The following is a 19,496-nucleotide window of genomic DNA, read 5'->3' on the forward strand; positions in this document are numbered from 1 at the left end:
CTGCTCCTCTATTGTGAATCAGATCGCTATTTCCTTGAGCATTTCAGCTAGCTCCTCACGCCAGTCGTTTTGCTCGATAGTCAGCTTTTCTTCAATCAGGCTGCAATCCATTACTGACCAGGCAGGGCGGCGGGCTGGTGTTGGGTAGTCGACTGTGTTGATTGGATTAACCTTAGGTGCCCTCGGCAACTGCTTAAGCGCAACGGCTTGGCTGAAGATTGCTTCTGCGAAGCCATGCCAGGTTGTCGCTGGCATGTTGCTGAAGTGATAGATCCCCCAGTTCAGGTTGCCCTTGTTGCTGTATTGGCTGGCAAGTGCCCAAAGTGCCTTGGCAATGCTGGCTGCCGATGTGGGGCAGCCATGTTGATCGGCCACAACACCCAGTTCATCACGGGTTTGCGCCAGGCGCAGCATGGTTTTCACAAAGTTATTGCCATGGGCGCCAAACACCCAGCTCGTGCGCATGATGATGTGTTGCGTACAGTGCTTGGCCACCGCCTGCTCACCTGCGAGTTTGCTGGCGCCGTAGACCCCGCTGGGGTTGGTTGGGTCTGTTTCTTTATACGGCGCGCTGGCGTCGCCACTGAATACATAGTCGGTAGATATATGTAATAGCGGAACACCAAGCTTGGCGGCTGCTGTGGCTAGATTCTCGGCACCCTTGGCGTTGACTGCATAGGCGCGTTCGCTGTCGGTTTCCGCTTTGTCCACTGCGGTGTAGGCTGCCGCGTTGATAATCAGCTGTGGCTTGAGTTCGCTGGCTTTGTTGGCGACTTGTTCCAGGTTGCTGATATCCAGTTCGCTCGAGCCCAGCCCGGTGACTGTAAAGCCAGCAGGTGCCAGGCGGACAAGTTCATGACCGACCTGGCCATGGGCGCCAGTAATCAAAACGCGCATGCTTAGCCCTTTTGCTCGATGAGTTGTTGCAGCGTTGGGTTCAGTTGGTCCTTACCTGAAAGCAAGGGTTGTTCGATAGGCCAGGGGATATTGACTTCGGGGTCGTTCCAGATCAGGCCGCCTTCGTCTTCGGGGAAGTACAGGTCGGTACACTTGTACTGAAAATCCGCCACCTCGCTCAGCACGCAAAAGCCGTGGGCATAGCCTGGCGGTACCCAGAGTTGGCGATGGTTTTCATCGTTCAATTCAACACCCACGTATTGGCCGCAAGTTGGCGAATCGGGGTTGATATCGACCGCCACGTCATACACCGAGCCACGGCTGACGCTGACCAGCTTGCCTTGCGGGCGCGTGCGTTGGAAATGCAGGCCGCGCAGGACACCGCGCTGCGAGCGCGAGTGGTTGTCCTGGACAAAGGGCAGGTCGATCCCCGCGTCACGATAGCGCTCGGTCTGGAAGCTTTCGAGGAAGAAGCCACGGTGGTCGCCAAAGACTTTTGGCTCAATGATCAATACGCCAGGCAGTGCAGTTTCTATAACCTTCACAGCGCTTTCTCCTGTTCAAGCAGGCGGCTTAGGTACTGGCCGTAGCCCGTCTTGCTCAGTGCTTGGGCCTGGGCAGATAGCTGCTCGGCTGATAGCCAGCCCTGGTGGTAGGCAATTTCTTCCAGGCAAGCGACTTTCAGGCCTTGGCGCATTTCAATGGTATGCACAAACTGGCTGGCTTCCATCAGCGAATCATGGGTGCCGGTGTCGAGCCAGGCGAAACCACGGCCAAACATGCTGACGTGCAGGTCGCCGCGTTGCAGGTAGGCGTTGTTGACATCGGTGATCTCAAGCTCGCCACGGGCAGAGGGCTTGACGTTTTTGGCGATTTCGACCACTGAGTTGTCGTAGAAATACAGGCCCGTCACGGCGTAGTTGGACTTGGGCTTGGACGGCTTTTCCTCGATGGAGATGGCCTTGCCTGTGTTGTCGAACTCAACCACGCCAAAGCGCTCCGGATCGCTGACATGGTAGCCAAATACAGTGGCGCCACTGGTCCGGCTTGCGGCCTCTTTAAGCATTGCGCTAAAGCCATAGCCGTAAAAAATATTGTCGCCGAGAATCAGGCAGACATTGCTGTCGCCGATAAAGCTTTCGCCAATAATAAATGCCTGCGCCAGGCCATCAGGTGAGGGCTGTTCGGCGTAGCTCAGTTCAATACCAAACTCTTCGCCATTGCCCAGCAGTTTACGAAACTGGGGTAAATCCTCGGGTGTGGAGATAATCAGTATCTCCCGAATACCGGCAAGCATCAGCACCGACAGCGGGTAGTAGATCATCGGCTTGTCATATACCGGCAACAGCTGCTTGGACACACCACGGGTAATGGGGTGCAGGCGTGTGCCGGAGCCGCCAGCGAGGATGATACCTTTCATAAAAACGTCCTGTACGAAACTGGGTTGTTCACTAAAGCGAAGCCGGAGCCGCGCAACATCATTTAGATTTCGGCGCCGAGTCGGCCAAGTCGATAGTCACCTGACAATACGCGCTGCCACCAGTCCTGGTTATCGAGGTACCAGCGCACGGTTTTGCGTAGGCCGCTGTCGAAAGATTCCTGCGGGGTCCAGCCAAGTTCGCGCTCGATTTTAGAGGCGTCAATGGCGTAGCGCAGATCATGCCCCGGGCGATCTTTCACGAAAGTGATTAGCTCTTTATAGCTCTTTGCTGAAGCCTGCGGCACCAGTTCGTCGAGCAGTTCACAGATGGTTTCCACAACCTCCAGGTTGCGCTTCTCATTGTGGCCGCCAATATTGTAGGTCTCGCCTACGGCGCCTTTGCTCACCACTTCAACCAGGGCGCGGGCATGGTCTTCAACTTCCAGCCAATCACGTATTTGCGAGCCATCGCCATAGACCGGCAGGGGCTTGCCCGCGAGTGCATTGAGAATGACGTGGGGAATCAGTTTTTCCGGGAAGTGATAGGGACCATAGTTGTTCGAGCAGTTGGTCAGCAGCACCGGCAAGCCGTAGGTGCGCTGCCAGGCGCGAACCAGATGGTCTGAACTGGCCTTGGAGGCAGAGTAGGGCGAGCTGGGCGCATAGGAGGTGGTTTCGGTGAACAGGTCGTCGGTGCCTTCGAGGTCGCCGTAGACTTCATCGGTGGAGATGTGATGAAAGCGAAAGCCTTGCTTTTCATCGTCACCCAACCCATTCCAGTAACGGCGCGTGGCTTCAAGCAGGTTGTAGGTGCCGACAATATTGGTCTGGATAAACTCGGCGGGGCCGTCAATCGAGCGGTCCACATGGGACTCCGCTGCAAGGTGCATCACGGCGCTGGGCTTGAACTGCGCAAATACCGCATCCAATGCCGCGCTGTCACAGATATCGACCTGGTAAAAGCTGTAGCGCGGCGAGTCCTTGGCCCCAGCAAGTGAATCCAGGTTGCCTGCATAGGTCAGCTTATCGAGGTTGGCGACGACGCACTGCGTGTTCTCAATCAAGTGACGAACGACAGCAGAGCCAATAAATCCCGCGCCGCCGGTGACAATAATCCGCATTAATGCTTCTCCGCTAAAGCGACTTTCCAAAGTGCTTTGATCATAAGTTTTCCAACCTGTGTATGTTACATCATCTTCCTGCCTGATTCTGCCAGGCCCAGTGTTTTCTATATGGCAACGCGTTTCAGGTAATCTGACTGTTTAGTCAGTTATCTGCTGTTCAGGCTTGCCCAATACATGGCCGGCAGTTAGGGTGGCGTGCTCACCTAACGTTGAAGACACTGGACGCCTTGTGAAGCCCGCATCAAAGACCTTGCTGCTGATTGCCCTGATTGTTGCGGCGATTAACCTGCGCCCTGGCATTACTTCCCTCGCACCCTTGATTGAGCGCATTGCCGAAGAGCTTGCGCTGAGCCGCACTGTGATCAGCTTGACCACGGCGCTGCCGGTTTTATGCATGGGCTTGTTGGCGCCTTTTGCACCACGTTTAGCGGTACGTTTTGGTCTGGAGCGCACCGTTACCCTGTGTCTCATGCTTATCACCGGGGCTTTAGCGATTCGCCTGATCGGTGATACGACCGTCATCCTGATTGGCAGTGCTGTTGTGATGGGGGCAGCGATCGCCATAGCCGGGCCGTTGCTGTCGGGCTTTATCAAGCGCCATTTTATCGGCCGTGTGGGCAAGGTTGTGGCCTGGTATTCGTTGAGCATGGCCATTGGCGGGGCGGCGGGAGCTGTTTTGACTGTGCCTGCCACGCAGTTGCTCGGTGACAATTGGTCACGCGGCCTGGCCGCTTGGGCGTTGCTGGGGATCGCTGGCGTCGTGCTGTGGCTGTTTGTGCCAAACCTAAAAGTGACCGAAGAAACTGCAGAGCAACCTGCAGGTTTACCCTGGGCCAAGCCAAGGGCCTGGATGATCAGTGGTTTTTTTGCCCTGCAGGCGGGGTTGTTCTATGCCATCGCCACCTGGGCGGTTGCCCGTTATCACGAGGCGGGCCTGAGCCTGCTGCACAGTAATAACCTGTTCGGCACCATTATGTTGATGGGCTTGCCCAGCGCCTTTCTGTTGCCTTGGTTGGCCCAGCGTTTTAATAATCGCTACATATTACTGATGATATGCGGCGCGACATCGGCCCTGTGTTTGGCAATGATCGCCTTTATGCCGAGGCTGTTCCCGGAGGTATGGGCGGTGGCGCTGGGTTTTGCGCTTAGTGGTTCCTTTGCCTTGTCCCTGGTATTGCCCTTGTATGAGGCTGAGTCCCCGCTGGATGTCAGTCGCTGGACTGCGATGATGTTGTTCATGGGCTATAGCTTTGGCAGTTTGATGCCGGTGATCAGCGGGTTCGTACGTGATGCTTCTGGTACCTACCAAATGCCATTTGCAATGATGACGGGCATGGCCGTGGTGATGACTGTGCTCGCTGGCTTCTTGCGCCACGGCGCCCGCTCGGCCCGGTAGCAGGATGGGCTTATCCATCTAACCTTGGCTGGCTCTTTCAATTGCTTGGTGGACAAGCTTCGCGTTGTCACACCCTACGGGCTCGGTATGTAGGGTGGAAGACGCTTTACCCTTCCACCATTGGCGACGCATCTAAGATAATTAGCGGGCAGGCTTTGCGTTGTCACGCTTCACGGCCTGTGATAGAAGGCAGCCTGGTTTTGGTGGAGTGGCGGTGTGGAGTCTGAGTCGATCGTTTATGGCTGTATACGCGACTGGCCGTCGGATAGTGCGCTGGAAAGTCGCCTGCGTCGGCAAATAAACCGTCAGGTGCTTGGCGAGTTGCCAACGAGTGATTGTTGGCCTTTGCTGGGGCGTGAGATGTTTTCCTGCTGCCAGGTCCCGAGCGAGGCTGTGTACCAGACCCAGGTGATTCATTTCGGCGCGAGCTATAAGTCGGTCGAGTACGAGTGGAGCCTGTGGATTGAGCAGTTCGAGGCTCTGCTCAAGCGTTTGTATTGGGCCAGTGCGGTGGTTCATCTCGAGACTGAGTTAAATGGCACCCATACTTTTCGCTGGGAATCCGATGGTGACTTCCATAGCCCGCAAGAGGGCGATTTGCGCGTGCGCTGCGCCTGGGAGCGCGAAGGTGGCGGGCGTAACTAACGAGGCGGTCCAGTGCTGAATTACCTGTGGTTCTTTATTGCCGCGCTTTTCGAAATCGCAGGTTGCTACGCATTCTGGATGTGGCTGCGCCTGGGCAAAAGCCCGCTGTGGATTCTACCGGGCCTGGCCAGTTTGGTGCTATTTGCGCTGTTACTGACTCGCATCGAAGCCAGCTATGCGGGCCGTGCGTATGCAGCCTATGGCGGGGTTTATATAGTGGCGTCGCTGTTGTGGCTGAGCCTGATCGAGAAGGGCCGCCCACTATTAAGTGATTGGCTAGGCGCCGGGTTATGCATTGCGGGGGCACTGGTTATATTGCTCGGGCCGCGATTTTCCAGCCCTTGAGTGCCGGCTAGTCGAGCGAGTCCGCCAGGTCATTGAGCCATTCCTTGGGCACATCACGTTTCATCGCCAGTTGGCACTGTTCGCTTTCGGGGTCGAAGATGATCACCGCTTCGCCTTTATCAAGGGCCTGGCGCACCCGCAGCACACGGGTTTGCAGCGGCGTTTCATCGCCATTGTCGGTGCCGTCACGGGTGACGAAGTCTTCGATCAGCAAGGTCAGCGTCTCGGCTTGCAGCATATTGGCGGGGATTAACACACAAGCGCTCCATCAGCGACTGGAAATACAGCGGCGATGCTAACCCTTGGCATCGCCGCTGACCATCACTCTTGAACCTGAGCAACAGCCTGTTTCCGTCAGGCTGCTATTTTTCCTTGGTGTCCAAGGTGTTAAGCAGGCTGTCAACGCAAGGCACCCGTGTTTCGCTTTCCATTTGCGCATCATGTTCGAGTTGATGGCTGAAGCGTTCGAGGGAGCCTTCGGCGGGTTGGGCGTCGCTGGCGAAGACCGGTGGGCTGAGCAGGTAAGCACTGATCAGTCTGGTGAGCGCAGCAAGGCTGTCGATATGGGTGCGTTCATAGCCGTGGGTTGCATCGCAGCCAAACGCGAGCAGGGCGGTGCGGATATCGTGGCCAGCTGTCACTGCAGACTGAGCATCGCTGTGATAGTAGCGAAACAGGTCGCGACGCACCGGAATGTCGTTCTCGCTGGCAAGGCGCAGCAATTGGCGCGAAAGATGATAGTCATAGGGGCCGCCCGAGTCATGCAAGGCCACGCTGACAGCGTGCTCGTTTGACTGCTGGCCGGGGGCGACTGGGGCAATATCGATGCCGACAAATTCGCTCACATCCCAAGGCAAGGCGCCGGCGGCTCCGGAGCCGACTTCTTCAGTAATGGTGAATAGCGGGTGACAGTCAATTGGTGGCTCGATACCGCTGTCGACTATGGCCTTCAAGGAGGCGAGCAGGGCGGCAACACCGGCTTTGTCATCCAGGTGGCGAGCACTGATATGGCCGCTTTCGGTGAACTCCGGCAGTGGGTCAAAGGCAACGAAATCGCCGACCGATACGCCCAGGCACTCGCTGTCTGCGCGGGTTGTGGTAATTGCATCCAGGCGCAACTCGACGTGATCCCAGCTGACCGGCAGCTCATCGATTGCGGTGTTGAATGCGTGTCCGGACGCGAGCAACGGCAATACGCTGCCGCGCAATACACCGTGATCGGTAAACACGCTGACGCGGCTGCCTTCGGCAAAGCGGCTCGACCAGTGACCGATCGGGGCCAGGCCCAGGCGGCCGTTATCCTGCACCACACGAACAATCGCGCCAATGGTATCCAGGTGCGCCGATATGGCGCGATCCGGGCTGTAGCGCTTGCCCTTGAGGGTGGCGCGAATGGTGCCGCGGCGGGTCATTTCAAAGGGGATGCCCAGCTCGTGAAGGCGCTCGGCCACATACCGGACAATGGTGTCGGTGAAGCCAGTTGGACTGGGAATGGCGAGCATTTCGAGCAGTACTTTCTGCAGGTAGTCTAGGTCTGGCTCTGGGAGTGATTGCATTAAAGCCTCCTGGCAGGTGAAAAATCTGGATCAGCGCTGAGCCCTGGATGCAGGCGTGCAGTTGCACGCCTGCGGCAGCTTCAGTTGACGCCGCGACTCAGCGGAAACAACAGATCGATGAAGCGCTCAGCGGTGGGCTGAGGCTCGTGGTTGGCCAAGCCTGCGCGCTCGTTGGCTTCAATAAACACATACTCGGGTTGATCGGCTGCTGGCACCATCAGGTCCAGCCCGACCACGGGGATATCGAGTGCGCGGGCAGCGCGGACTGCAGCCTCGGCGAGCACCGGATGCAGGATGTCCGTCACGTCTTCAAGGCTGCCGCCCGTGTGCAGGTTGGCGGTTTTGCGCACGAACATTTTCTTGCCAGCCGGCAAGACGCTTTCGTAATCAAGACCAGCCGCCTGCAGGGTGCGTAAAGTTTCAGCGTCCTTGGGGATCTTGCTTTCGCCATCGGTTGCGGCTTGGCGGCGGCGGCTTTGCGAGTCTATCAAGTCGCCAATGCTATGCAGGCCGTCGCCAATGATTTCAGCGGGGCAGCGGATAGCGGCTGCCACCACTTCAAAGCCAATCACCACAATGCGCAGGTCAAAACCTTCATGGAAGCTTTCGAGTAGTACACGCTCATCAAAGGGCTTGGCACGCTCGATGGCATCGTGGACTTCAGTCGGGCTGCGCAAGTCGACCGCCACGCCCTGGCCTTGTTCGCCGTCCACCGGCTTGACCACCACGCGCTTGTGGGTGGCAAGGAATGCGGCATTTTCTTCAGCGCTCCCGGCGAGCCGTTGCGCGGGCACACTCAAGCCTGCGCGGCTGAGGGTGCGATGGGTGAGGCGTTTGTCCTGGCAGAGCGTCATGCTCACGGCGCTGGTCAGGTCGGTGAGCGATTCACGGCAACGAATGCGACGTCCACCGTGGTTAAGGGTAAACAGGCCTGCCTCGGCGTCGTCGACATTCACCTCTATACCGCGGCGCATGGCTTCATCAACGATGATCCGCGCGTAGGGGTTCATTTCGCTTTCGGGGCCGGGGCCGATAAACAGGGTCTGGTTGATACCGTTCTTGCGTTTGATGCTGAACGTCTGCAGCTCGCGAAAGCCCAGCTTGGCGTACAGGCGCTTGGCCTGCTTGTTGTCGTGCAAAACCGATAGATCGAGGTGGCTAAGGCCGCGGCTCATCGAATGTTCGATCAAGTGACGAACCAGCACTTCGCCGACGCCAGGGCGCGAGCAGTGCGGGTCGACCGCCAGGCACCAGAGACTGCAGCCGTTTTCCGGGTCGCGGTAGGCGCGTGCATGGTTGAGGCCCATGACGCTGCCGATTACTGCGCCGCTGTCTTGATCTTCAGCCAGCCAGTAGGTTGGGCCGCCTTGCTCGTAAGGGGTGAGTTTTTCAGGGTCGATCGGCTGCATGCCGTGCAGTTGGTAGAGACAGTTGATGGCCTGCCAGTCTTCATCATTTTGTGCGCGGCGGATGTTGTAGCCACGAAAGCCACGGCGCGCGGGACGGTAATCCGTGAACCAGATGCGCAGCGTGTCGGATGGGTCGAGAAACAATTGTTGTGGAGCGTGTGCCAGGACTTGGTGCGGCGCGGCAACGTAAAGCGCGATATCACGCTCGCCAGGCTCCTCGGTTACCAGCTCATTGGCCAGTGCCGCGGCATCTGGAAAGGTGTGGCCAATCAATAGCCGGCCCCAGCCACAATGTATGGCGACCGGTTCGCTGGGTTGGGTTGTGCGGTCTTCAGCGAAGCGAGCTTGCAGGCGCTCGTAGGTCGGAACTTGGCCGCGAAGAAGGCGCTGGTTGTAGGCATTGGCTCGCATTGGAACTGTTCCTTTGCTTTGCGTATCGCCCGGATTGATTCCGGATTATTAAAATGTACGTTAACCCGACGGTCGGTCGGGTTAACGTGAAGCGGTCTTGGCGACCGTGACTATGTGTTGACCGCGATTTACAGCCCCTGTTCGCTGAGCCATAGATTGAGTGCGGCCATTTGCCATAGTTTTGAGCCGCGTAGCGGGGTCAACTGGCCATCGGGATTGCTTAGCAACTTATCGAGCATCGCCGGGTTGAAGACACCACGATCCTGGCTCGGGTCGGTCAACAACTCACGGACCCAGCCCAGTGTCGCGCCCTCAAGATGCTTGAGGCCGGGTACAGGGAAGTAACCCTTCTTGCGGTCGATCACTTCTGCCGGGATTACCTGGCGTGCGGCTTCCTTGAGCACGTATTTGCCGCCATCTGGCAACTTGAAGCGACCAGGTACCCGTGCCGACAGCTCAGCCAGGCGGTAGTCGAGGAAGGGCGTGCGCGCCTCAAGGCCCCACGCCATGGTCATGTTGTCCACTCGCTTGACCGGGTCGTCGACCAGCATCACCGTGCTATCGAGGCGCAGGGCCTTGTCCACTGCAGCGCTGGCGCCGGGTTGTGCGAAATGCTGGCGAACAAACTCACCGGCATGGTCATCGGTCAGCCAGGCCGGTTGTACGCAGGCGGCATATTCATCGTGCTCGCGGTCGAAGAAGGCTTTGCGATAGGCGCTGAACGGATCTTCGGCACCGTCAACCAATGGGTACCAGTGGTAACCGGCGAACAGTTCGTCGGCACCTTGGCCGCTCTGTACCACTTTGCAATGCTTGGCAACTTCACGGGAGAGCAGGTAGAACGCGATGCAGTCGTGGCTGACCATCGGCTCGCTCATGGCGCGGAAGGCTGCTGGCAATTGATCGAGAACCTCGTTCTCGCCGATACGCAGTTGGTGGTGATTGGTTTCGAAGCGCTCGGCAATCAGGTCCGAGTACTGGAACTCATCGCCGCGCTCGCCACCGGCATCCTGGAAACCGATCGAAAAGGTCGAGAGGTTTTCCACGCCTGCTTCACGCAACAGGCCAACCAGCATGCTCGAATCAACGCCGCCCGAAAGCAGAACGCCCACATCGACCGCTGCACGCTGGCGAATCGAAACTGCTTCGCGCATACCATTGAGGACTTGGTCGCGCCAGTCTTCAAAGCTGTAGTTCGCTTCCTCGGGGCGTGGGCCGAAATCAAGCTTCCACCAGCTTTGCTGCTCGCACTTGCCTTTGGCATCAATACACATCCAGCTCGCCGCTGGCAGCTTCTCTACACCTGCAAGAATGGTGCGAGGCGCAGGCACTACCGCATGGAAATTGAGGTAGTGGTTAAGCGCAACAGGGTCGAGCGCGTTGCTGATATCGCCACCCTTGAGCAGGGCGGGCAAGCTCGATGCAAAACGCAAGCGCTGGCCGGTACGCGACATATACAGCGGCTTGATGCCGAGACGGTCACGGGCGATAAACAGCTCTTGGCTGTCACGCTCCCATACAGCGAAGGCAAACATGCCGTTGAGCTTGGGCAGCATGTCCTTGCCCCAGGCGTGATAGCCCTTGAGCAGCACTTCAGTGTCACCGCCCGAGAAAAAGCGATAGCCCAGTGTTTCCAGCTCTGCACGTAATTCGGGGTAGTTGTAGATGGCGCCATTGAAGACCATGGACAAGCCCAGATCGCTATCGATCATGGGCTGCCCGGAAGCCTCCGCCAAGTCCATGACTTTTAGTCGGCGATGGCCGAGGGCGATAGGGCCTTGGCTGTGAAAGCCGTGGGCATCTGGCCCACGAGGGGCGAGATGATGAGTAATTCGTTCGACCGCAGCCAAATCGGCCGGGCGATTATCAAAGCGTAGTTCTCCAGCTATTCCGCACATATGTCCTTACCGGTATTGCCGTTGGGGATTGGTTTGCTTAACCTTTTACACCAAAACAAAAAAATGCTTTCATGTCAAAGTTTATGGCAACAAGTAGATAGATAAATGGCAGATAAAAAAGTTTCAGCTGAAATCAAATTGTCATCCGTTGTTGCATTTGAAATGCCGATTTTCCAAGCCTTGCGGCGTTTGCAGCAGGCCGGTGAGGTGCATGCCAAGCGCCTGAGCCGCTTTGGTGGTTTGACACCCATGCAGTTGATGGTTCTGCAGGTGCTGGAAAAAGAATCGCGGATTACCGCAAGTGATTTGAGCGGGCGGGTGAGTCTCACCGCCGCAACGCTTTCAGGCTTGCTCGATCGCCTGGAAGAGCGCGGTTTGTTGCAGCGTCAGCGCGACGACCAGGATCGTCGGCGCCAATGGTTGTTGATCAGTGATCAAGGCCGGGAACTGTTAAAACGTGCGCCATCACTGCTGCCGCCCGAGTTCAACCAGCGTTTGGCGGCGATCCCCGAGTGGGAACGGCACAACCTGACCGCCGCATTGTTGCGCGCCGCCGAGTTCTGCGAAGACGAGTAGCGCGCGATAAGGCAAAGCAGCCCGCCCATCGAGCAGATGGACACAATGGTGGAAGGGTGAAGCGTCTTCCCCCCTACGCACCGGGCTCCGTGGGGTGCGACAACGCGCAGCTTGTCCACCAACTATCTGGATACGCCGCCAATGGTGGAAGGGTGAAGCGACTTCCACGCTACATACCGAGCCCCGTAGGGTGCGACAACGCGCAGCTTGTCCACCATGTATCGGGCTTCACAAGTTGCGGATCAATTTGCGCAACATAAAGCGATTCGGGTGGCAGCCTTCAGCAACATCACGCGGTACAGGCAAGGGCTCATCGTTTAGCCAGGCTGCAATCAGCTCGCCAGACAGCGGGGCGGTAATCAATCCCCGTGAGCCATGGCCGCTGTTGATGTACAAGCCGTCCAGCCAGGGGCAGGGAATGTCTGGTATTTGCCTGGCGTCCTTGCTGAGCGCCTGATAGCTGTCGAGAAAGGCTTGCTGATCAGCCAGGGGGCTGACAATGGGTAGATAGTCTGGACTGGTGCAGCGAAATGCCGCGCGTCCCGCCAGTTTGTTTGGGTCTTGCTGCGCAATGTCCAGGCGGCTGCTCAGGTCGGGGGAAATTTCTTCGAGCATCTCTAGGTTCCCCAGATGGTCGGCGATGTTGAGGCTCAAGTCATCGCTGTCAAAATCAAAGCTGGCGCCGAGTGTGTGTTCTTGCAGGCGAGCAGGGGCGACATAGCCCTGAGCGCACACGACGGTGCTCAATGCGTTGCTTTGCGGGGTTTGCGGCAAGCTGCTGATCTGTCCACGAATACGTTTAAGCGGCAATTGCGCACTGTGCGCAAAGCCTTTGATTTCCGCAGCACCGGCCAAGACCACAACGTCAGCACTGGCCAGTAGACGATCGCGCCCCCAGGCTTGCCACTGGTTATCCGTACGACGCAGTTGCAGGGCATTGTGCTGGCTGAGCAGACTGATGTTTGGCTGACGGCTTAGCAGTTCGCACAAGGCTGGAGGATGAACCCAGCCAGCTTCAGGGTAGAACAAGCCGCCGGCTGGCAATCGGATGCCCGCCAATTGCTCGGCCGTGGGTTGGTCGACCTGTTGCAGCAGGCCTTGTGGGAATGCATCGGCCAGCTTGCCTTGCCGCCTGTGTTCCTGGGCATTGAACGCCAGTTGCAAGACACCGCAGTCGCTCCAGTCCCGGCCTTTTTCAAGGCGTTCCAGCAGGCGGCGGGTGTAGCCAAAACCACTGACGATCAAACGCGATAGGGCGGTGCCGTGGGCGGACAGCTTGAGATAGAGCACGCCTTGCGGGTTACCGGATGCTTCCTGCGCTATCGCTGAATGGCGCTCCAACAGGCTTACTCGCCAGCCACGGGCTGCGAGACTGGCGGCGGTGGCGCAACCGGCAAGCCCCGCACCAATAACCATGGCGTGACGGCTTGAGGCATTGAGTGCAGGGCGGGCAAACCAGGGTTTAACCGGGCCAGGGGACTGCCGGTTCAGGGGTGTTGCTGGCTGCTCGGGCAGCCCCACAAACTGGCCTTTGAGCACATGCCACTTGCCGCCGATGCCCGCCACGCGCTTGATTTGAAAGCCTGCTTCTTTCAGGCCTCGGCGCACGTCGCCAGCGCTGGTGAAGGAGCCTAGCGTTGTCCCGGGGCTAGAGAGCCGGGCGATTTCGGCAAAGAGTTCAGCAGACCACATTTGTGGGTTCTTGGCCGGCGCAAAGCCGTCGAGAAACCAGGCGTCGACCCGTGCATCCAGATGACTGAGCATTTCGCAGGCGTCACCGATCAACAAGTCGAGGGTGATGCGTCCATTGTCGAACTGCAACCGCTGGAAGCCGGGATGAATAGCCACATATTGAGCCAACAGTTCTTGAGTAAAGGGCGCGAGCTCTGGCCACAGACCCAATGCTCGCTGCAAGTCATCGCGGTTCAAGGGGTATTTTTCGACACTGACAAAATGCAGGCGGGCGCTGGGAAGGGCCAGCTGTTCAAACAGCTGCCAGGCGCAGAAAAAATTCAGCCCGGTGCCAAACCCGGTTTCAGCAATGGTCAGTTGTTGATGCGCCGTGAGGCTACTGAAACGCTGTTCAAGCGCGTTGTTATGCAAAAACACATGCTGCGTTTCGGCAATCCCTTGCTGCGCTGAAAAATACACATCGCCGAACACCGAAGAGAGCGGATGGCCCTGGCTATCCCAGTCGAGTATCGCTTGCTGATGCGGGGTTGAATGCTGTGCTCGCTCGGTCATGGTGTTCGTCCGGGAAATCAGTTGCGCATTCTAGCCGAATCCGCAGGCGCAGCATGGACCTCGACGCGCTTTAGTGAGTATTGAGTGGCTGCATAATCAAGACAACCCCAGGGCTAATCCGCTAGTCTGAAGCGATAAGTTCAGGGAGATGCACATGTTCGAGTCCGCAGAGATTGGTCGCACGATCGACAAGGAAACCTTTGATGATGCCGAGCCCGCGCTACGCGAGGCGCTGCTTGAGGCTCAATATGAGTTGCAGCAGCAAAAGCGCTTTGCCGTGATCATCCTGATCAACGGAATAGAAGGCGCAGGCAAGGGCGAGACCGTCAAGCTGCTCAACGAATGGATGGACCCACGACTGATCGAGGTCAGCACCTTTGATCAACCGACCGACGAGGAACTGGCGCGGCCTCCGGCCTGGCGCTATTGGCGGCAACTGCCTGCCAAAGGTCGGATCGGCATCATGTTTGGCAATTGGTACAGCCAAATGCTCCAGGCGCGGGTTCACGGACGCTTGAAAAATGCTGCGCTGGATCAGGCTATCGACAGCGCAGAAAGCCTTGAACGCATGCTTTGCGATGAAGGGACATTGATCTTCAAGTTCTGGTTTCACCTGTCCAAAGACCAGATGGATGTGCGCCTCAAGACCTTGCAGGATGATCCGCTGCACAGCTGGCGAATCAGCCCACTGGATTGGCTGCAATCAAAAACCTATGACAAGTTTGTGCGTTACGGGGAGCGTGTCCTGCGCCGTAGCAGTCGCGATTATGCGCCCTGGTACGTGGTCGAAGGCGTGGATGAAAACTACCGCAACCTCACCGTTGGTCGAATCCTGCTGGAAGGCTTGCAAGCTGCGCTCAAGAGCAAAGACCGACCAGTGCCACAGCCCCACGCGGCGCCTTTGACCTCATCCCTTGAAGGCAATGGCCTGCTTGATAGCCTGGACCTGAGCCAGGCCTTGGAGAAGGAGGACTACAAGGAGCAACTGGCGGTAGAACAGGCGCGCTTATCGGGCCTGATGCGCAATAAAAAGATGCGCAAGCACTCGCTGGTGGCTGTGTTCGAGGGCAATGATGCCGCAGGCAAAGGCGGTGCGATCCGCCGTGTAGCCGCAGCACTGGACCCACGCCAATACCGCATTGTTCCCATTGCTGCGCCGACTGATGAAGAGCTGGCCCAGCCGTATCTGTGGCGGTTCTGGCGACACATACCCGCGCGCGGAAAGTTCACCGTATTCGACCGGTCCTGGTATGGCCGGGTGCTGGTTGAGCGGGTCGAAGGCTATGCTTCGCCAGCCGATTGGTTGCGTGCCTATGGTGAGATCAACGATTTTGAAGAGCAACTGGTCGAGGCTGGCGCAGTGGTTGTGAAGTTCTGGCTGGCGATTGACCAGAGCACCCAGCTTGAGCGCTTCAAGGCACGCGAGAAAATCCCATTCAAGCGTTTCAAAATCACCGAAGACGATTGGCGCAACCGCGAGAAGTGGCCCCAATATCGCGATGCGGTCGAAGACATGGTTGATCGCACCAGTACCTCCATCGCGCCCTGGACCCTGGTCGAGGCCAATAACAAGCACTTTGCCCGGGTGAAGGTGATACGCACCATCAATGATGCGCTCGAGGCCGCGTTTGCCAAGGATTAAGCCTGGTGCGAACCAAGCTTTATTCGCGTAACCCCAGGGGTTTGCATATGCCTGATGAATGATTGTCGCGCACAAGCATTGTACGAACTTATGCTCAAGGCACTAAGTCGCGGCTCTGCCTACCGCGGCCCTCTAAACCTTCAAGGAGAACCGCCATGCGAGAAGTCGTGATTGTTGAAAGTGTCAGAACCGGTCTGGCCAAGTCATTCCGTGGAAAATTCAACATGACCCGCCCGGATGACATGGCAGCGCACTGCGTCAACGCGTTGCTTGAGCGTACCGGTATCGATCCGCAACTGGTGGATGACTGTATCGTCGGCGCGGGCTCCAATGAAGGCGCCCAGGGCATGAACATCGGGCGTAACGTGGCTGTGTTGTCAGGCTTGGGCACCAATGTGGCCGGCATGACGCTCAATCGCTACTGTTCGTCAGGCTTGCAGTCGATTGCCATCGCCGCCAACCAGATCGCCTCCGGTTGCAGCGACGTGATTGTTGCGGGGGGCGTCGAGTCGATCAGCCTGACCCTGAAAAGCATCAACATGGACAATCTCTACAACCCGATCCTGCAGGAGAATGTGCCCGGGATTTATTACCCCATGGGGCGCACTGCCGAGGTTGTGGCGCGCCGCTACAACATCAGTCGCGAAGCCCAGGACGCGCTTGCCCTGCAAAGCCAGCAGCGCACGGCCAAGGCGCAAAAAGCCGGGTTGTTTGCAGACGAAATCGTACCGATGAACGTCCGTTACCAGGTCGAAGACAAAGCCACTGGCGAGAAGTCCATCGTCGAAGGCGTGGTTGATCACGACGATTGCAATCGCCCGGACACCACGCTGGAAAGCCTCTCAGGCTTGAAGCCGGTGTTTGCCGACGACGGTTCGGTTACCGCCGGCAACGCCTCGCAACTGTCCGATGGGGCTTCGATGACCTTGATCATGAGCCTGGATAAAGCCCTGGAGCTGGGTCTTAAGCCCAAGGCTTACTTCCGCGGCTTTACCGTGGCCGGTTGTGAGCCTGATGAAATGGGTATCGGGCCGGTCTATGCCGTGCCCAAGCTGCTTAAGGCCAAGGGTTTGCAGGTTGCCGATATCGACCTGTGGGAGCTCAATGAGGCATTCGCTTCGCAGTGCCTCTATTGCCGTGACGAACTGGGCATCGATAACGAGAAATACAACGTCAATGGTGGCTCCATCTCCATTGGCCATCCCTTCGGCATGACCGGTTCGCGACTGGTCGGGCACATGATCCGTGAGCTTCAGCGCCGTGAATTGCGTTATGGCGTGGTGACCATGTGTGTGGGGGGCGGCATGGGGGCTGCGGGCTTGTTCGAGGCCTATACCGGTTGATCAAGGCGCCTTGATCGTCCACGTCGAACCGCAAAAAAACCGCGCCTGTGCGCGGTTTTTTTGGGGTGCGATTTGCAGGTGTCAGAAGGCCCGGCTTTCAATCAACTGGTGTGATTGAATCATGCGCTGGACGTAGCGTTCTATCTGATGCTCGGCATCAACGCGGGTGAAGTAGGGGCCTTCAAGCGTGCCCTCGCGGGTCGAAAAGAAGTACTGACCGTTTACCGAACTGATGCGATCACTGCGGTAGTGCACGTCAGGTCCGGGATCTATGGCGCGCTGGCCTAGCATGTATCTATCCTCGGTTAGGGAACCTCTGAAAACGACTGCGCAACTTTTCCGGAGGCTCTTTTAAGGGCATGGGTTTTATGAGTTTAATCGGCAATGGATAATTTGCCTTGCTGGGCGATAAGCGGTTGTTTTGATAGTGGTTTATCTGCAGATAGCGGTATTTTGGCGGCGGTTTTGTGACGTTTAAGACCCGCCTTGGCGAGATTAGACTCGCGCGCCCAGGTTTTCAGCTTTGCGCAGCCAGTCCAGGCGCTGCTCCTCGGAAGCGGTGCGGATTGGGGCGAACTCGATGAGCCGGCCCGGCTTTATGCCACAGCTGTTGAGAATGGCACGGGTGTTTTGATGAAGGCCAGGCGCGCCATATTTCCACGGCATGTGCCACGACGGGGTATCCAGGGTGATCATGATATCGGCCGTACGGCCGCTGAGCAGCTCGTCCCAGAGCAGTGAGTCCGCACGGTACTTGAAGGCAAAGCCCGGCATCAGCACACGCTCGAAAAAGCCGCTCAGCAGAGCGGGTTGACTGCCCCACCAAACCGGATAGATGACCAGCAAGTGTTCGGCCCAGTGGATTTGCCTTTGCGCTTCGAGCAGGTCCGGTTCGAGTTGCTGGGTGCTTTCATAGCCATTGCGCAGCACCGGGTCGAAGCTCAGCTCACCAAGGCGCAGCAGGCGAACAACATGGCCTTCGCCACGGGCGCCATGGGCATATGCATCGCTCAGGGCGTGGCACAGGCTGTTGCTTTTCGGCGTGCCAAGGATGATCAGGATGCGCTTGCCATCTCCCTCGTTGGGCGTGGCACCTCTTTTGGCCGGCTCAGTCATGCCGGGGTTCCAGCATGTTTTCCGGGCGAACCCACTGGTCGAACTCCTCGGCGCTCAAATGGCCCAGCTCCACAGCTGCCTCACGTAAGGTGGTGCCGTCCTGATAGGCTTTTTTGGCCACTTCAGCAGCTTTGTCGTAGCCGATGTGTGGGTTCAGCGCGGTCACCAGCATCAGGCCATTGTCGAGGTGCTTGGCCATTTGCCTGGCATCGGGTTGCAGGCCCGAGATGCAATGCTGCTGGAAGTTACGGCAACCATCGGCCAACAAGCGGATCGACTGCAAGATATTGTGGATGATCACCGGCTTGAACACGTTCAGTTGCAGGTGGCCCTGACTGGCGGCGTAGCTGATGGTGACATCATTGCCCAGCACCTGGCAGGCCAGCATTGACAGGGCTTCGCACTGCGTTGGATTGACCTTTCCCGGCATGATCGAGCTGCCTGGCTCGTTGGCTGGCAGTTTCACTTCGGCAAAACCTGCGCGAGGGCCCGAGCCCAGCAGGCGCAGGTCGTTGGCGATTTTCATCAGGCACACAGCCAGGGTTTTCAGGGCGCCGGACATGCTGGTCAAGGGTTCGTGACCCGCCAGGGCGGCGAATTTATTGGGCGCGCTTGTCAGTGGCAAGCCACTGAGCGCAGCCAGCTCCGCAGCGATTGCCTGGCTGAAGCCCGGTGGCGAGTTCAGGCCTGTGCCCACTGCCGTGCCGCCCTGGGCCAGCTCGCAGACCGCGGGCAGGGCAGCGCGAATCGCACGTTCAGCGTAATCCAACTGGGCGACATAGGCGGACAACTCCTGGCCAAAGGTGATTGGCGTGGCATCCATCATGTGGGTGCGGCCGGTCTTCACCAGCTTGGCGTGTCGTGCGGACTGTTCGGCAAGCCCACCCGACAGTTCGGCGATGGCCGGCAGCAGTTGCTGGGTCACCGCCCGGGCGGTGGCAATGTGCATGGCGGTGGGGAAACTGTCGTTGGAGCTTTGTGCGCGATTGACATGGTCGTTCGGGTGAACCGGGCTTTTGCCACCGCGTTCGCCACCTGCCAGCTCATTGGCGCGCCCGGCAATCACTTCATTGACGTTCATGTTGCTTTGCGTGCCGCTACCGGTTTGCCAGACCACGAGGGGGAATTGGTCGTCGTGCTGGCCGGCGATGATTTCGTCGGCAGCTTGTTCGATAAGCCGGGCTATATCTTGTGGCAGGTCGCCAATGCGGTCATTGACCCGCGCGGCGGCTTTCTTGATCAGTGCCAGTTCGTGCAGCACTGCCAGCGGCATCCGCTCCTGGCCAATGGCAAAATTGATCAGTGAACGCTGGGTCTGGGCGCCCCAATAGGCATCTTCGGGTACTTCAATCGGGCCAATGCTGTCTGTTTCGGTCCGGCCAGGTTTGGTGTGGCTGCTCATGACATCCTCCAGTTAGCGTACTAGCCAGTTTAGGTTGCATTTAAGCGCAGCAGGTTCCCTGATCGTCCGATA

Annotated in this window: 18 protein-coding genes; 6 read left to right on the forward strand and 12 right to left on the reverse strand. The window is 57.9% G+C overall.

Annotated elements, in window-relative coordinates; genetic code table 11:
* Positions 1 to 18: 18 nt before the first annotated feature.
* The 4 genes from rfbD to rfbB form a co-directional block, all read right to left on the reverse strand.
* Entirely contained in the window at positions 19 to 897 is an 879-nt protein-coding gene (gene rfbD, locus PSES9_RS0101525; RefSeq protein WP_010483318.1) for a dTDP-4-dehydrorhamnose reductase, read from the reverse strand.
* 2 nt (positions 898 to 899) lie between these two features.
* The gene (gene rfbC, locus PSES9_RS0101530; RefSeq protein ID WP_010483320.1) at positions 900 to 1,442 is read right to left on the reverse strand and encodes a dTDP-4-dehydrorhamnose 3,5-epimerase; all 543 of its coding nucleotides are present in this window, start codon (positions 1,440 to 1,442) and stop codon (positions 900 to 902) included.
* Positions 1,439 to 2,317 carry a glucose-1-phosphate thymidylyltransferase RfbA gene (gene rfbA / locus PSES9_RS0101535; protein ID WP_010483321.1) on the reverse strand — a complete coding sequence of 293 codons (879 nt, stop codon included), beginning with the start codon at positions 2,315 to 2,317 and terminating at the stop codon, positions 1,439 to 1,441. Before rfbA ends, rfbC begins: the two co-directional genes overlap by 4 nt.
* A gap of 62 nt (positions 2,318 to 2,379) precedes the next feature.
* On the reverse strand, positions 2,380 to 3,438 hold the full coding sequence (rfbB, locus tag PSES9_RS0101540) for a dTDP-glucose 4,6-dehydratase (protein WP_010483322.1): 1,059 nt from the start codon (positions 3,436 to 3,438) through the stop codon (positions 2,380 to 2,382).
* Positions 3,439 to 3,670: 232 nt separating this feature from the next.
* Here rfbB and PSES9_RS0101545 point away from each other — a divergent pair, with 232 nt between their 5' ends.
* The 3 genes from PSES9_RS0101545 to PSES9_RS0101555 all read left to right on the forward strand — a co-directional run bounded on the left by PSES9_RS0101545 (position 3,671) and on the right by PSES9_RS0101555 (position 5,827).
* Positions 3,671 to 4,837, forward strand: a complete 1,167-nt coding sequence (locus PSES9_RS0101545) for an MFS transporter (protein ID WP_010483323.1) — start codon at positions 3,671 to 3,673, stop codon at positions 4,835 to 4,837.
* A 216-nt stretch (positions 4,838 to 5,053) separates the two neighbouring features.
* The gene (locus tag PSES9_RS0101550; protein WP_010483325.1) at positions 5,054 to 5,482 is read left to right on the forward strand and encodes a hypothetical protein; all 429 of its coding nucleotides are present in this window, start codon (positions 5,054 to 5,056) and stop codon (positions 5,480 to 5,482) included.
* A 12-nt stretch (positions 5,483 to 5,494) separates the two neighbouring features.
* Entirely contained in the window at positions 5,495 to 5,827 is a 333-nt protein-coding gene (locus PSES9_RS0101555; protein WP_010483326.1) for a YnfA family protein, read from the forward strand.
* A 7-nt stretch (positions 5,828 to 5,834) separates the two neighbouring features.
* Here PSES9_RS0101555 and PSES9_RS0101560 read toward each other — a convergent pair whose 3' ends face one another.
* The 4 genes from PSES9_RS0101560 to PSES9_RS0101575 form a co-directional block, all read right to left on the reverse strand.
* The gene (locus PSES9_RS0101560; protein WP_010483328.1) at positions 5,835 to 6,083 is read right to left on the reverse strand and encodes a YheU family protein; all 249 of its coding nucleotides are present in this window, start codon (positions 6,081 to 6,083) and stop codon (positions 5,835 to 5,837) included.
* A 106-nt stretch (positions 6,084 to 6,189) separates the two neighbouring features.
* A complete protein-coding gene (locus PSES9_RS0101565; RefSeq protein WP_010483329.1) occupies positions 6,190 to 7,383 on the reverse strand; it encodes an osmoprotectant NAGGN system M42 family peptidase in 1,194 nt (397 codons plus the stop codon).
* 80 nt (positions 7,384 to 7,463) lie between these two features.
* Positions 7,464 to 9,203 carry an N-acetylglutaminylglutamine synthetase gene (gene ngg / locus PSES9_RS0101570; protein ID WP_010483332.1) on the reverse strand — a complete coding sequence of 580 codons (1,740 nt, stop codon included), beginning with the start codon at positions 9,201 to 9,203 and terminating at the stop codon, positions 7,464 to 7,466.
* Between the two features lie 128 nt (positions 9,204 to 9,331).
* A complete protein-coding gene (locus PSES9_RS0101575) occupies positions 9,332 to 11,101 on the reverse strand; it encodes an N-acetylglutaminylglutamine amidotransferase (RefSeq protein WP_010483334.1) in 1,770 nt (589 codons plus the stop codon).
* A 105-nt stretch (positions 11,102 to 11,206) separates the two neighbouring features.
* Between PSES9_RS0101575 and PSES9_RS0101580 the strand changes: the two genes are divergently transcribed.
* Positions 11,207 to 11,677 (forward strand): MarR family winged helix-turn-helix transcriptional regulator, encoded by a 471-nt coding sequence (locus PSES9_RS0101580; protein WP_010483335.1) that lies wholly within the window; start codon positions 11,207 to 11,209, stop codon positions 11,675 to 11,677.
* A 228-nt stretch (positions 11,678 to 11,905) separates the two neighbouring features.
* On the opposite strand, the gene mnmC is transcribed toward PSES9_RS0101580, so the two are convergent.
* On the reverse strand, positions 11,906 to 13,921 hold the full coding sequence (gene mnmC, locus PSES9_RS0101585) for a bifunctional tRNA (5-methylaminomethyl-2-thiouridine)(34)-methyltransferase MnmD/FAD-dependent 5-carboxymethylaminomethyl-2-thiouridine(34) oxidoreductase MnmC (protein ID WP_010483337.1): 2,016 nt from the start codon (positions 13,919 to 13,921) through the stop codon (positions 11,906 to 11,908).
* Between the two features lie 154 nt (positions 13,922 to 14,075).
* On the opposite strand from mnmC, the gene pap reads away from it, so the two are divergent.
* Positions 14,076 to 15,563 carry a polyphosphate:AMP phosphotransferase gene (gene pap, locus PSES9_RS0101590; RefSeq protein WP_010483339.1) on the forward strand — a complete coding sequence of 496 codons (1,488 nt, stop codon included), beginning with the start codon at positions 14,076 to 14,078 and terminating at the stop codon, positions 15,561 to 15,563.
* Positions 15,564 to 15,718: 155 nt separating this feature from the next.
* Positions 15,719 to 16,906, forward strand: a complete 1,188-nt coding sequence (locus PSES9_RS0101595) for a thiolase family protein (protein WP_010483341.1) — start codon at positions 15,719 to 15,721, stop codon at positions 16,904 to 16,906.
* Between the two features lie 81 nt (positions 16,907 to 16,987).
* On the opposite strand, the gene PSES9_RS0101600 is transcribed toward PSES9_RS0101595, so the two are convergent.
* The 3 genes from PSES9_RS0101600 to PSES9_RS0101610 form a co-directional block, all read right to left on the reverse strand.
* Positions 16,988 to 17,197, reverse strand: a complete 210-nt coding sequence (locus tag PSES9_RS0101600) for a DUF6316 family protein (protein WP_010483344.1) — start codon at positions 17,195 to 17,197, stop codon at positions 16,988 to 16,990.
* Between the two features lie 204 nt (positions 17,198 to 17,401).
* A complete protein-coding gene (locus PSES9_RS0101605) occupies positions 17,402 to 18,022 on the reverse strand; it encodes an NAD(P)H-dependent oxidoreductase (protein WP_010483346.1) in 621 nt (206 codons plus the stop codon).
* Complete coding sequence (locus tag PSES9_RS0101610; RefSeq protein ID WP_010483347.1) at positions 18,015 to 19,424, reverse strand: class II fumarate hydratase; 1,410 nt, start codon at positions 19,422 to 19,424, stop codon at positions 18,015 to 18,017. The genes PSES9_RS0101605 and PSES9_RS0101610 overlap by 8 nt, the downstream gene beginning before the upstream one ends.
* Positions 19,425 to 19,496: the final 72 nt, after the last annotated feature.

Source organism: Pseudomonas sp. S9, assembly GCF_000222125.1.
GTDB lineage: Bacteria > Pseudomonadota > Gammaproteobacteria > Pseudomonadales > Pseudomonadaceae > Aquipseudomonas > Aquipseudomonas segetis.